Source organism: Bacillus sp. TH30 (genome assembly GCF_016650875.1).
Taxonomy (GTDB): Bacteria; Bacillota; Bacilli; order Bacillales; family Bacillaceae_G; genus Bacillus_A; species Bacillus_A mycoides.
The window spans coordinates 287656-302177 of sequence record NZ_JAEKEY010000002.1 but is presented as its reverse complement, the minus strand read 5'-3'; the positions used below and the strand labels follow the sequence as shown (position 1 = coordinate 302177).

At 35.1% G+C, this 14522-nt stretch carries 12 protein-coding genes; 9 read left to right on the top strand and 3 right to left on the bottom strand.

Features of this window, described 5'->3' with window-relative positions:
* The first annotated feature begins 11 nt into the window (after window positions 1-11).
* The 4 genes from prpB to JFU20_RS03760 all read left to right on the top strand — a co-directional run bounded on the left by prpB (window position 12) and on the right by JFU20_RS03760 (window position 5191).
* On the top strand, window positions 12-920 hold the full coding sequence (prpB, locus tag JFU20_RS03775; protein ID WP_201038352.1) for a methylisocitrate lyase: 909 nt from the start codon (window positions 12-14) through the stop codon (window positions 918-920).
* A gap of 154 nt (window positions 921-1074) precedes the next feature.
* Window positions 1075-2784, top strand: a complete 1710-nt coding sequence (locus tag JFU20_RS03770) for an acyl-CoA dehydrogenase family protein (protein ID WP_002012740.1) — start codon at window positions 1075-1077, stop codon at window positions 2782-2784.
* 16 nt (window positions 2785-2800) lie between these two features.
* Complete coding sequence (locus JFU20_RS03765; RefSeq protein ID WP_002012741.1) at window positions 2801-3691, top strand: NAD(P)-dependent oxidoreductase; 891 nt, start codon at window positions 2801-2803, stop codon at window positions 3689-3691.
* A 39-nt stretch (window positions 3692-3730) separates the two neighbouring features.
* The gene (locus JFU20_RS03760) at window positions 3731-5191 is read left to right on the top strand and encodes a CoA-acylating methylmalonate-semialdehyde dehydrogenase (protein WP_016126890.1); all 1461 of its coding nucleotides are present in this window, start codon (window positions 3731-3733) and stop codon (window positions 5189-5191) included.
* Between the two features lie 106 nt (window positions 5192-5297).
* On the opposite strand, the gene JFU20_RS03755 is transcribed toward JFU20_RS03760, so the two are convergent.
* Both JFU20_RS03755 and JFU20_RS03750 read right to left on the bottom strand, forming a co-directional pair.
* Window positions 5298-5930, bottom strand: coding sequence for a LysE family translocator (locus JFU20_RS03755; RefSeq protein ID WP_085960726.1), 633 nt, complete (start codon window positions 5928-5930; stop codon window positions 5298-5300).
* Between the two features lie 159 nt (window positions 5931-6089).
* Window positions 6090-7142, bottom strand: a complete 1053-nt coding sequence (locus JFU20_RS03750) for an enoyl-CoA hydratase/isomerase family protein (RefSeq protein ID WP_201038351.1) — start codon at window positions 7140-7142, stop codon at window positions 6090-6092.
* A gap of 350 nt (window positions 7143-7492) precedes the next feature.
* Here JFU20_RS03750 and JFU20_RS03745 point away from each other — a divergent pair, with 350 nt between their 5' ends.
* The 4 genes from JFU20_RS03745 to JFU20_RS03730 all read left to right on the top strand — a co-directional run bounded on the left by JFU20_RS03745 (window position 7493) and on the right by JFU20_RS03730 (window position 12433).
* On the top strand, window positions 7493-7750 hold the full coding sequence (locus JFU20_RS03745; RefSeq protein WP_002012747.1) for a hypothetical protein: 258 nt from the start codon (window positions 7493-7495) through the stop codon (window positions 7748-7750).
* Between the two features lie 184 nt (window positions 7751-7934).
* Window positions 7935-8174, top strand: a complete 240-nt coding sequence (locus JFU20_RS03740; protein ID WP_002085739.1) for a DUF2584 family protein — start codon at window positions 7935-7937, stop codon at window positions 8172-8174.
* 15 nt (window positions 8175-8189) lie between these two features.
* Window positions 8190-9347: an exonuclease SbcCD subunit D gene (locus JFU20_RS03735; protein WP_002012752.1), complete on the top strand. Its 1158-nt coding sequence runs from the start codon at window positions 8190-8192 to the stop codon at window positions 9345-9347.
* Complete coding sequence (locus JFU20_RS03730; protein WP_002165870.1) at window positions 9344-12433, top strand: AAA family ATPase; 3090 nt, start codon at window positions 9344-9346, stop codon at window positions 12431-12433. Before JFU20_RS03735 ends, JFU20_RS03730 begins: the two co-directional genes overlap by 4 nt.
* Window positions 12434-12519: 86 nt before the next feature.
* Here JFU20_RS03730 and JFU20_RS03725 read toward each other — a convergent pair whose 3' ends face one another.
* Entirely contained in the window at window positions 12520-12693 is a 174-nt protein-coding gene (locus JFU20_RS03725; RefSeq protein WP_002012755.1) for a hypothetical protein, read from the bottom strand.
* Window positions 12694-13036: 343 nt separating this feature from the next.
* On the opposite strand from JFU20_RS03725, the gene JFU20_RS03720 reads away from it, so the two are divergent.
* Complete coding sequence (locus tag JFU20_RS03720) at window positions 13037-14404, top strand: lytic polysaccharide monooxygenase (RefSeq protein ID WP_201038350.1); 1368 nt, start codon at window positions 13037-13039, stop codon at window positions 14402-14404.
* The last annotated feature ends 118 nt before the right edge of the window (window positions 14405-14522 follow it).

The window sequence follows — 14522 nt, the reverse complement described above, 5'->3', positions numbered from 1 at the left end:
GGGAATTTAGAATGGCTTGGGTTGTGAATAAACAGTCAACACAAGAGGAGCTTGCGAATCGCTTCCGAGCTTTAGTAGAAGCAAATGAAATTTTGCAAATTCCAGGTGCTCATGATGCAATGGCGGCTCTTGTTGCGAAAAATACAGGTTTTTCAGCTCTTTATTTATCGGGAGCTGCCTATACTGCAAGTAAAGGGCTACCAGATTTAGGAATCGTGACGTCTACTGAAGTAGCAGAGAGAGCAAGAGATCTAGTAAGAGCTACAGATTTACCAGTTCTTGTTGACATTGATACAGGATTTGGTGGAGTACTAAACGTAGCGAGAACAGCTGTAGAAATGGTGGAAGCGAAAGTTGCGGCTGTTCAGATTGAAGATCAACAATTACCAAAGAAATGTGGACATTTAAATGGTAAGAAACTTGTTACTACAGAAGAATTAGTTCAAAAAATTAAAGCGATTAAAGAAGTTGCGCCAAGTTTATACATTGTAGCACGCACAGATGCTCGCGGCGTGGAAGGATTAGATGCATCGATTGAAAGAGCGAACGCATATGTAAAAGCAGGTGCAGATGCTATATTCCCGGAAGCACTTCAATCAGAAGAGGAGTTCCGTCTATTTAATAGTAAAGTAAATGCCCCTTTATTAGCGAATATGACCGAATTCGGTAAAACTCCATATTATAGTGCAGAGGAATTTGCAAATATGGGCTTCCAAATGGTTATTTATCCTGTAACTTCACTTCGCGTTGCAGCGAAAGCGTATCAGAATGTATTTACTTTAATTAAGGAAACAGGTTCTCAAAAAGATGCACTTTCTAATATGCAAACGAGAAGTGAGTTATATGAAACAATTTCATATCATGACTTTGAAGAGTTAGATACTGGAATTGCAAAAACCGTATTATCTGAAGATCAATAGGTAGAACAACTAAGGCGATGAGAATACATCTTTGGCAAAACGAACTGCTTGATGTGAAGAATCATCGCCTTCTGTTTTCAATAATAAGATATTCCACTCATCGTAGACGAGCATATGCATTAGCAATGAAGGCCGAAATGATAGGGGGATTCAGATGGAGAAAACGAAGTTACCATGGGATGAATTTTTTTCACTCAATCAAGATGTGAATAATACTTTCTTTACACCAGAAGATTTTTCAGGGGATGAAGATTTAATTGCAAAAACGACAGAACAATTCGTTAAACAAGAAATTGTCCCACAAATTGAGAATATTGAACAACATAACTATAAAGTTTCTCGTCAATTATTTGAGAAAGCTGGGGAACTTGGATTATTAGGCATTGAGGTACCAGAAGATTATGGTGGATTCGAGTTAGGAAAGGCTGTCTCAGGTCTTGTAGCAGAGAAAATGGGTTACGCTGGTGCATTTAGCGTTTCTTTTAATATACACGCCGGTGTAGGTACATTGCCTTACATATATTATGGAACGAAAGAACAGAAAGAAAAATATTTACCGAAAATCGCATCGGGAGAATGGATTGGTGCTTATGCTTTAACTGAGCCAAATGCTGGTTCTGATGCATTAAGTGCAAAAACGAGTGCAGTATTGAATGAAGAGGGTACTGCTTGGAAGTTGAATGGTGAGAAGCAGTGGATTACAAATGCTCATATGGCAGATGTATACGTTGTTTTTGCGAAGACAAATAAAGGAATGACAGCGTTTATTGTCGAAAGAACATGTGAAGGTGTATCAATAGGATTAGAAGAAAAGAAGATGGGGATTAAAGGTTCTTCAACAGCGACGCTTATTTTAGAAGATGTTGTCATCCCCGCTGAAAATATTTTAGGGGAAGTTGGGAAAGGGCATCACGTAGCTCTTAATATTCTTAACTTCGCTAGACTAAAACTTGCTTTTGGAAATATTGGAACAGCAAAACAAGCAATCGGTTTGTCAGTTCAATATGGAAAAGAGCGAAAACAGTTCCAAACGGAATTAGTAGATTTTACGATGATTCAAGAGAAAATTGCCAATATGATTATTTCTACATATGGAGCAGAAAGTGCAGCTTACCGTACAGCGGGTGTAATTGATGAAGCAATTCATGAGAGTGATGAAGATCTTATGAAAAAAATGTCCCAATTTGCAATTGAATGTGCACTGAATAAAGTAAACGCTTCTGAAACACTTGCTTATATCGTAGATGAAGCTGTACAAATTCATGGTGGTTACGGTTATATGCAAGAATATGAAGTAGAACGATTATATCGTGATGCTAGGATTAGTCGTATTTTTGAAGGAACGAATGAAATTAATAGATTAACAGTTGCAAAAATGTTAATGAAGCAAATCGAACAAATAGAAGATGCTGAAGTAGAAATTGATGTAGCAAATGTAGAAAGAAACCATCGTTACATTTTATTATCGAAAAAATTGTTGAAACAATCTTTGAAAACGCTCTCTAAAACTCCAGGTTTAAAAATTGAGCAAGAGCAAGAATATTCACGCGTATTATCAAATATGTTGACGGACGTGTACGTCATGGAATCAGCATTTTTACGTACGAGGAAAGCAGTTAGTAAAAATGGTGAGGAAAAAGAGCGTACGAAGCAAATGATAACAGATGTTATTTGTGAAGAAGGATATCGTAAAGTAGAAGAATCGGCGATTTCCATTCTTTCAGCAGCTGTCACAGAAGAACAAAATAGACAAGAAATATTAGCTGAAATCCGTCAATTATTAGTGCCTTTATACTCAAACTTATTTACGAAAAAGAGAGATATTGCGAAAGTTATTATAAATCGCGGGAAATATATTGTGTAAATAGGAGGAAAGCGATATGAAAAAGATTGGTTTTATCGGTTTAGGTAACATGGGTCTTCCAATGTCTAAAAATTTAGTTAAATCTAGCTACACAGTATACGGAGTGGACTTGAATAAAGAGGCGGAAGCTTCCTTTGAAAAAGAAGGAGGAATTATCGGCCTATCAATCTCAAAACTAGCAGAGACATGCGATGTGATTTTTACAAGTTTGCCTTCACCTCGTGCTGTGGAAGCGGTATATTTTGGAGAAGAAGGATTATTTGAAAATAGCCACTCGAATGTAGCTTTAATTGATACAAGTACAGTATCTCCACAATTAAACAAACAATTAGAGGAATCGGCGAAGGAAAAGAAAGTAGACTTTTTAGCAGCACCTGTTAGCGGTGGGGTAATTGGTGCAGAAAACCGTACATTAACGTTTATGGTTGGTGGATCGAAAGAAGTATATGAGAAAACTGAATCTGTCATGGAAGTGCTTGGAGCGAATGTTTTCCATGTTAGTGAGCAGATTGATAGTGGTACAACTGTTAAATTAATTAATAATCTATTAATTGGTTTTTATACAGCTGGTGTGAGTGAAGCTTTAACATTAGCGAAAAAGAACAATATGGATTTAGATAAAATGTTTGATATTTTAAATGTAAGTTACGGTCAAAGTAGAATTTATGAGCGTAATTATAAAAGTTTCATTGCATCAGAAAATTATGAGCCAGGCTTTACTGTAAATTTATTAAAGAAAGATTTAGGATTTGCGATAGAGTTAGCTAAAGAAAGTGAACTTCACTTACCGGTAAGTGAGATGCTATTAAATGTATATGAAGAAGCGAGTGAGGCAGGATATGGTGAAAACGATATGGCTGCTTTATATAAGAAAGTTAGCGAACAATTAATTTCTAATCAAAAATAGTGCACTTATAAAAACCATGATAAAAAAGGAGAGAATATAATGATTACAACTGAAATTAAACGAGTGAAAAATCATATTAATGGCGAATGGGTAGAATCTACTGGTACGGAAGTAGAAGCGGTTCCGAATCCAGCAACTGGAAAAATCATCGCTTACGTTCCACTTTCTCCAAAAGAAGATGTTGAAAAAGCTGTTGAAGCGGCAAAAGCGGCATACAAAACATGGTCTAAAGTGCCAGTTCCAAATCGTTCAAGACAACTATACAAATATCTACAACTGTTACAAGAAAATAAAGATGAGCTTGCAAAAATCATTACGCTAGAAAACGGTAAAACGCTAACGGATGCAACTGGTGAAGTACAGCGTGGTATTGAAGCGGTAGAACTTGCAACATCAGCACCAAATTTAATGATGGGACAAGCTCTTCCGAATATTGCTAGTGGAATTGATGGATCGATTTGGCGCTACCCAATCGGAGTTGTTGCTGGTATTACACCGTTTAACTTCCCGATGATGATTCCATTATGGATGTTCCCACTTGCAATTGCTTGCGGTAATACATTCGTATTAAAAACATCTGAAAGAACGCCACTTTTAGCTGAGCGACTTGTAGAGTTATTCTATGAAGCTGGTTTTCCAAAAGGGGTATTAAATTTAGTACAAGGCGGAAAAGATGTTGTAAATAGTATTTTAGAAAATAAAGATATTCAAGCAGTTTCGTTTGTTGGCTCTGAGCCAGTGGCACGCTACGTATATGAAACTGGTACAAAAAATGGTAAACGTGTACAAGCGTTAGCAGGTGCGAAAAACCATGCGATTGTAATGCCAGATTGCAACCTTGAGAAAACAGTACAAGGTGTAATTGGGTCTGCGTTTGCAAGTAGTGGAGAGCGCTGCATGGCATGTTCAGTAGTAGCAGTAGTTGATGAAATTGCTGATGAATTCATTGATGTATTAGTAGCGGAAACGAAGAAGTTAAAAGTAGGTGACGGTTTCAACGAAGATAATTATGTTGGACCATTAATCCGTGAATCTCATAAAGAACGTGTTTTAGGCTATATTAATAGTGGTGTAGCAGATGGAGCAACTTTACTAGTAGATGGCCGTAAAATCAATGAAGAAGTTGGAGAAGGTTACTTTGTTGGTGCAACAATCTTTGATGGTGTAAATCAAGAAATGAAAATTTGGCAAGATGAAATTTTCGCTCCAGTATTAAGTATTGTAAGAGTAAAAGATTTAGAAGAAGGTATTAAGCTGACAAATCAATCGAAATTTGCGAATGGTGCTGTTATTTATACATCAAATGGAAAACATGCACAAACATTCCGAGACAATATTGATGCTGGTATGATTGGTGTAAACGTTAATGTTCCAGCACCAATGGCATTCTTCGCATTTGCAGGAAACAAAGCTTCATTCTTTGGAGATCTTGGTACAAATGGTACGGATGGCGTTCAATTTTATACACGTAAAAAAGTTGTAACTGAGCGCTGGTTTTAATAAAGTGAAATGATAATGAGTGGGGTGCATTCCCACTCATTATAAAAATAATACAAACGAAAATACACTACTCATAATGGAGTAGTGTATTTTCGTTTGTATTGTGTTAACTATTTCTTTCAAAGGCTAATTTAATACCAAACCCAATTAAGACGATTCCTGTAATCCCTTGAATATAACGCTGTGTCTTCGGTTTTTTCATAAAAGCACTAATTTTATCAATTAAAAATATATAAAAAGCAAACCAAATGACGGTTAAAATGAGATAAGTAAGTCCCATAACGAGAAGTTGTATAAATGTATTATGATTTGGATTTAAAAACTGTGGTAAAAAAGTTAAAAAGAAGACTGCAATCTTAGGGTTTAGTAAATTTGTAAGAAACCCTTGGCGAAAGCAAGAAGTATGTTTATTGTCATTATTTATTGGAACGTCATTTGTATTTAAGTCTTCTGTGTTTCTTACTGCTAAAAGGGCTTTAATACCAATATAGACTAAATATACAGCACCAACATATTTAAAAATAGAAAATAAAAGAGCAGACTTTACAATAAGTGCTGAAAGACCAATTACAGCAGCTAAAGTGTGAATTAAAAGCGCAACACAAGTACCAAAAACAGTTTTTACGCCGCCGATTTTGCCGGCAATCAATGTGTTTTTCGTAGCCATTGCTGTATCAGGACCGGGTAGAATAATAAGACATATAGACATAATAATAAACAGAAAAAAATTTTCCATAATGTTATCCGCCTTCCTTTTTTGTTTTTAGAAAATTCGATTAACGTTAGTTTAACATACATTTTAGTTAAATAAAATTAAATTATATTTAAAATTATTTAACTAAAAAGAAGAGGCCATATAGAGTAGCTGAGAGTGTGCTACAATATATGGCCTCTTTGTTTAAGCGTTAAGTAAGTTAAAGAATCGATTTACATCTTCTTCTGAAACATCACTTAATTGTTTATATTTATAATTTGGATTTTGGTCTTTATCAACTACAACGGAGCGTACTCCTTCAAAGAAATCTTCATGTCGCATGAAGTTTTTAGCGAGTATAAGATCTGTCGCGAAACATTCTTCAACTGACTTTTCTTGGCCATCAATAAACTGTTTTAATGTTACCTTTAATGAAACAGGGGATTTGGATAATAGCTTTTCTTTCGTTGTTTGGGCAAATGGACTTTGATCTTTCTCTAACGATTGAATGATTCCCTCAATTGTATCGAATGCAAAATGCGAATTAATTTCTTCTACTGAAGAAGAAAGATTGCCATCTAAGTTTGGAGCAGTTGCAAATGTACGAATAACTTCTTTTAAATGAGTATGTACATCTTCTTTTTTCCAATTTACCTTTTCAAGTGCGGTAAGGAAATTTGGTAATGAATCTGATGTCATAAAGTAATCAGCAGCGTTAATATATAATACATCAGGAGCTTTTAAAATAGATGCTGTTAAAGCAACATATCGACCAGTATATCCAGGCGCTTTATTTAAAAAATAAGCAGCACCGACATCAGGGAAGAAACCGATGTTCATTTCAGGCATTGCCCACTTCGTACGCTCTGTTACAATTCGATACGTCGCTCCATTTGTCAGACCGACACCACCGCCCATTACAATTCCATCTAAACAAGCGATAATTGGTTTTTTGTATTGATAAATAAATGTATCAATTTCATATTCTTCTTCAAAAAACTGCTCTGCATGTTGTAATGCAACTTCGTTAGAACGTGCTTCGTATAGCGTTTTAATATCACCACCTGCACAAAAACCTTTCGTCCCAGCTCCTTTTAAAACGATGAGTTCAATACGCTCATCTTGCTCCCATTCTTTAAGTTTTTGCCCAATTGGTTGTAACATGTCATAGGATAAAGAATTAAGTGCTTTTGGACGGTTTAAAGTAATAGATGCAACGCCGTTTTCGCTAACAGAAAATAAAACGTGTTCAGTCATTATAAATCCTCCCTTACTTATCTTTCTATTCTTATTTCTTGATACATGCTGAAATGTCCTCTATAATTTTTGTCTAAATTAGGTGCTTAGTGTTAGTATTTATCGCATATTTTGACGAGTTATATTTGCAGGATTTCAGAGAATGAAGAGGAATATTACAACATTACTGTAAGTGCTATTATTTGAAAATGTCGTGTTGAAGGCGCTATTATATGTATAACTTATATTGAGTTAGTATACGTGGCGTAAATTAAAGAGTTGATGTAGAAAAAGTTAAAAGGCTGAATTATCTAACTTTTAAAGAGCGCGGGGTTTGTATATAATTAGAAATAGAGAAAGGAGAGATCGGAATGCCAGGACCTTTACTATTGTCGGTTATTATTTTGTCATCTCTTATGGTAGGAATTACACAGTATTTTCATCATACAGATACGACAGAAGAAGTGAAGGCTAAGGTACGTCTCGTGTTTCCGATTTTTATAATATCTATTTCCATATGCTTTTTATTAAATAAAGATGGGTATGTTGTGGCCGTATTTGCGTTTTTTGTAGCGATTGTCTTAATAACTGTATTGTACTACGTTATGAAAGAGTACTTACAAAAATAAGGATGCCTGAAAGGGCATTTTTATTTTTGTAGATTAATAATTTCACATACCGTATTTCATATAAAAAAACATAAAATATTTATAATTAAAAAAGTATGTACATCGCGGTGTATTTACTTGTCAATCTTGCATGACCACTATACTATTAAAATGTAGAGATTAGAAAAAAGGGGTTGTATCTAGCATGAAATTTGAGATGCATACAAAAATTATTTCAAATGAAAAAGAAGTAAGATTACATATAGAAGATAATTTATTTCAATTAATTTTAGATGGTTATCATCTATTTACTATTCAAGAAATATTGCCTTTATATAAATCAAACGAAGAAAGAATCGGTAGTGCAATTGTCCAAAAGTTAGAATGGGAGAACGGAAAAACTACACTAAACTATCAGCTTGTTTCACTACAATCAGTAAACTAAAAGGAGAAGGGTAATATGAAGTTTTTTCATACAGCGGATTGGCATTTAGGTAAGCTTGTTCATGGTGTATATATGACTGAAGATCAAAAAATTGTGTTAGATCAGTTTGTACAAGCTGTTGAAGAGGAAAAACCGGATGCTGTAATTATTGCAGGAGATTTATATGACCGAGCAATTCCACCTACAGAAGCAGTAGACTTATTAAATGATGTATTACAAAAGATAGTTATTGATTTACAAACACCAATAATTGCAGTTGCAGGAAACCACGATAGTCCGGACCGCATACATTTTGGTAGTAATTTAATGAAAAAACAAGGATTACATATTGTTGGACAATTCCAGTTTCCATACAATCCTGTTGTTTTAAATGATGAATACGGAGAGGTTCATTTCCATCTCGTTCCGTATGCAGATCCAAGTATTGTTAGACATATATTGAAAAATGAAGATGTTCGTTCTCATGATGATGCGATGCGTATTTTTATGAACGAACTCTCTGAAACGATGGATAAAGAAGCGAGACACATATTTGTAGGACATGCATTTGTAACTTCTTCAGGAGAGGCAGAGGAAAATACGAGTGATGCGGAACGACCACTTTCAATTGGTGGTGCTGAATATGTAAATAGCCATTATTTTGATAAGTTTCATTACACGGCGCTTGGCCATTTACATCAAGCGCATTTTGTACGTAATGAGACAATTCGTTATTCAGGTTCACCACTTGCATATTCTATTTCTGAAGAAAAGCATAAAAAAGGATATTATATTGTGGAACTGGATGAAAAAGGTGAAACAACAATTGAAAAACGTTTACTTACACCACGTCGTAAAATGCGTACAGTAGAAGCCAAAATAGACGATTTATTGCTTCATCCAGTGAGTGAAGATTATGTATTTGTGAAATTATTAGATGAAAATCCTGTCTTGCAGCCAATGGAAAAAATACGTTCTGTATACCCAAATGCAATGCATGTTGAAAGATCTATTCAAAGACGAGAGTTCACAGATGAAAATGAAGTAACTGTTTCAAGACATAAAACGGATGATTTATCTCTTTTAAAAGCATTTTATAAAGAAATGAAAGGGCTAGATTTATCAGAAGAGAAAGAACGTCTATTTTTAGATGTTTTGCAAACAGTGCAAGAACGGGAAGGTGAGCGAGGATGAGACCGATTCAGCTTATAATGACCGCGTTTGGTCCATATAAACAGAAAGAAGTAATCGATTTTAAAGATCTTGGTGAGCATCGTATTTTCGCTATTTCTGGAAATACAGGAGCTGGAAAGACAACGATTTTTGATGCGATTTGTTATGTATTATATGGAGAGGCTAGTGGAGAAGAGCGCAGTGATACAAACATGCTTCGTAGCCAATTTGCTGATGATGATGTTTATACAAGTGTGGAATTAACTTTTCAATTAAAAGGAAAAAGTTATGAAATTAAACGACAACTGGGCCATAAAAAACAAGGAAATAAAACAATTACAGGACATGCAGTCGAATTATATGAAGTAATTGATGAGGAAAAAGTTCCATGTGTCGATCGTTTTCATGTAACGGATGTAAATAAAAAAGTTGAAGATTTAATTGGATTAAGTAAACATCAATTTAGCCAAATTGTCATGTTACCGCAAGGAGAGTTCCGAAAATTATTAACATCTGAAACGGAAAATAAAGAAGAAATACTACGCCGCATTTTTAAAACAGATCGTTATAAATTAATGCGTGAGATATTAGATCAAAAGCGCAAACAATGGAAAGACGTCTTACAAGAAAAACAAAAAGAACGTGAGCTATATTTCCGTAATGTATTTAAATTACCAATACGTGATGGGGCATTATTAGAGACATTAGTGGAACAAGAGCATGTAAATACACATCAAGTAGTAGAGGCATTAGAACAAGAAACAGTTTGGTACAATGCAGAGGTTGAGCAATTACACTTAGAACAAAATGACAAAACGAAACAATTAAAAGAAGCAGAGGCACGTTTTCATGCAGCAAAAGCTGTAAATGAGAAATTCAAAGATTTAGAACAAAAGAATGAGAAGTACAGTATTTTACAAGAAAACCGTGCCGTAATCGAAATGAAAGAAAAATCTTTTAAACATGCGGAACAGGCGAAGCGATTATTACCATTTGAGCAATGGTATGAGGAAGCGATGCAATATGAACAGCAGTCTGAAAGTTTGTTAAAACAGATAATCGCAAAAAAAGAGCATATAATGAACAGTTTTGCACTTGCTCAGGAGAAATATGAAGCATTAAAGAATAAGGCATCCGAGCGAGAAAATGCTAAAAAACAAGTTCAAAGACTAGAAGAGTTACAGCCAATTATTGCATCATTAGCTGAGAAAAAGTTAAATTTGCAAAATGCTGAAATTCAAATAGGAAAATTAAAAGAAGGTATGCAAAAGTTAGATGAACAACTAGAAGCGCATAAAAATGAAAAACAAAGAATGTCTGGCGAATTACAGCAATTAGAAGCAGCGCTTGAACAATATGTAGCTAAAGTAGAAGAACTAACGAATATGCGAGAAGATGCAAAAGTATTAAAGCAGGCATATGATGTATGGCAAGAAAAACAAAAATACGAGCTAGAAAAAGAAAGTGCGTTTCATAAGATGCAACAGGCAGTTAGTACATATGAAAATATTGAACGCCGCTGGTTAAGTGAACAAGCTGGTATATTAGCTCTTCATTTACATGATGGTGAATCTTGTCCAGTATGTGGTAGTATGGACCACCCGAAAAAAGCTACAGAGCAAAGTAATGCAATTGATGAAAAAGAGTTAAATGAGCTAAGAGAAAAGAAAAATATTGCGGAAAAATTACATGTTCAATTAGAAGAAAAGTGGAATTTCTATCGAGTTCAATATGAACAAGTGATAGAAGAAGTGCTAAAGCGAGGCTATCGCTCAGAAGAATTAGTAGAAACATATAGTGCGCTCGTTCAAAAAGGAAAGCAATTAGTAGCAGAAGTTAATGCGTTAAAAGCAAGTGAAGAAACGCGTAAGCAAATTGCTGTGAATATAAAAAGCGTAGAAGAAAAAGTAGAAGAACTCCAGAAACAAAAGCGTGAAGTAGAAACTGTGCAGCACCGTACTGAAATGGAGTGTATGCAGCTTCGTACGTCATATGAACATGATAAGCAAAATATTCCGGAAAGCTTGCAAACGGTACAAGCTTGGAAAGTACAGTTTGACCAAGCTCTGCAAGAACTTAGGTTAATGGAAGATGAATGGGAGAAAGTACAAGAGGCGTATCAACATTGGCAAAATGAAAATATACGTATTCAAGCAGAACATGATAATGCTTCTAATCAATTTAATAGTGCAAAAGAGAAGAAAGAAGAGACGTTTACACGCTTTATGAAAGAGCTAGAACAAAGCGGATTTACAGATCAATTAACATATAAAGAATCCAAATTAAATGATGCTGAGATGGATAAGTTACAACAAGAAATCCAAAGTTATTACTCATCTCTAGAAGTACTTACAAAACAAATTGACGAATTAAAAGCAGACTTAAAAGATAAAGAGTATATGGACATTTCTTCATTAGATGAGCAAGTGAGAGAATTGGAAATTAGCCTTGATATTATTAAAGAAAAACGACAACGTGCTCAAAACGCCGTATCATATATTACGGATTTACATGAAAATATTAAACGAATTGATGAACAAATTCATGAGGAAGAAAAAGCATTCCAAGAACTTGTTGATTTATATGAAGTAATGAAAGGGGATAATGATAGTCGTATATCCTTTGAACGTTACATCTTAATTGAGTATTTAGAACAAATTGTTCAAATTGCGAACGAACGACTACGTAAATTATCAAATGGACAATTTTATTTAAAACGAAGCGAACGAGTTGAAAAGAGGAATCGACAAAGTGGATTAGGATTAGATGTATATGATGCATATACAGGTCAAACCCGAGATGTAAAAACATTATCTGGCGGTGAGAAATTTAACGCATCACTTTGCTTAGCACTTGGAATGGCAGATGTAATTCAAGCGTATGAGGGTGGTATTTCCATCGAAACGATGTTTATCGATGAAGGATTCGGCTCATTAGATGAAGAGTCATTAACGAAAGCAGTTGACGCCCTAATCGACTTGCAAAAATCAGGTCGCTTTATCGGTGTAATTTCACACGTTCAAGAACTGAAAAACGCAATGCCAGCTGTATTAGAGGTAACGAAGCAGAAGGATGGGTGTAGTCAGACTAAGTTTGTGGTGAAGTAACAAGATTTAATTGCTGAAAAATTTAGTGAAATAATAAATAAAGCGCCGTCTCCTTATTGGAGGCGGCGTTTGTATGAAATAAGGAACTATGAGTTATCTGAAGTAGGCGGCGTATGTGATAATCGATTATAAGTTTTAAAAGCAGAAATTGCCGATATAACACCACCCGCTAAAAATAATGCTGATCCACCTACTAATATGATACGACTGACATATGTTTCTCGTGCTTCTTCAACTTCTTCTTGTAACATTGTAGGCATATGATTCCCTCCTTTATAAAAATGTGTTTTGTAATAGTATATACAAACGCCTAACATGTGTTAAAAATGAAGAAGTTATATGTATAAGCATCTAAGTGAATTTAGTATTTAGCTAGTGTTAGTATTAAGTTCAACGCTTCTGCGCAACTTCTGCACAAGTTTTAGTAGTTTATATGTCATGGTATATCCATAAAGCTAAATATTAAATAATAATGAATGAAACATTCGTTCATTATTAAGTGTGCGTTTCTTACGCACTCCCCAAAACAAGTGTCTTTATTGTTATTCTTTTGCATCAAAGCCCTCATCACACTACGAAGTATAACAAGAAGGGGATACGAACATGAATAATCGAATTTTAAAACACCTACTAAATATGAAGATGAACAAGAAAAGCCTGGGAGCCGTTGCATTAACGGCTGGAATCATAGGCACGACTCTCATTCCTCAAAATGCATATGCACACGGTTTTGTTGAAAAACCTGGAAGTCGTTCTGCTTTATGTAGCCCAACTTACGGCGCACTGAACGTGAACTGCGGAAGTATTATGTATGAGCCTCAAAGTTTAGAAGCTCCAAAAGGATTTCCGCAAGTTGGCCCAGTTGATGGGCAGATTGCTTCGGCAGGCGGGAAATTTGGTGGTATTTTGGATCAACAAACAACAGAGCGTTGGTTTAAAAATACGATAACAGGTGGAGAAAATACGTTCACATGGAATTATACAGCTCCTCACTTAACAAGCAAATGGCATTACTATATTACGAAAAAAGGTTGGAATCCAAATAAAGCGCTAACAAGAGCAAACTTTGAGCCAATTGGAACTGTACAACATGATGGTTCTGCAGCTTTAAACAATTTAAATCACAAAATTAACGTACCTACTGATCGTAGTGGATACCATGTTATTTTAGCGGTATGGGATGTAGCTGATACAGCAAATGCATTCTATAATGTAATTGATGTAAATCTAGTCAATAATGAAAAACCAGACACAGAAGTACCAAGTAATCCAAATGGACTTGAGGCAACAAAAGTTACAGCAAATAGTGTAGAACTAGCATGGACCGCTTCTACAGATAATGTAGGGGTAAAAGGTTATCAGGTCCTACGCAATGGAGAGATTATTGACACAGTACCAGGCACTCATTTTATTGATAAACAATTACAACCAAGTACTGAATACTCTTATACTGTAAAAGCGATTGACGCAGCTGGAAATGTATCGAAAGAAAGTACGGCAGTTAAAGTGAAAACATCAGTAGCGATTCTTGATACAAAAGCACCTACACAGCCAAAAGGATTACACAGCATGGGAACGACAGCATCAAGTGTTGATCTGATGTGGAGTCCGTCTGACGATAATGACGGTGTAGACCATTACGATATTTACAGAGAAATATCAGGCGTAATGAAAAAAATTGGAACATCCAACACTACTTCTCATATGGACAAAAATTTGCTTGCTAATACTACATATAAATATGCGGTGAAAGTTGTTGATGTAGCTGGTAATGAATCAATACAAAGCGATGTATTCACAGTTACCACAAAAACTGAAAGCGCTTCATACGAAGCGTGGAATTCAAAAAAGGCATATAAAAAGGGAGATAGAGTCGTACACGAAGGGAAAGTGTATGAAGCTGTCCAAAATTACCAAGGAAATGGGGATCCAAACTGGATTTATGCTTTATCATTATGGAAAACAGTGTAAGCTTTTACTGGTTTTGAACTAAGGAATGACTGACGGGCTTTGGTGCAATAAAGTAATAATGAGAGTTCACTTTAAAGTTGAAACAAAAAAGACGACATATAAAATGTCGTCTTTTTTG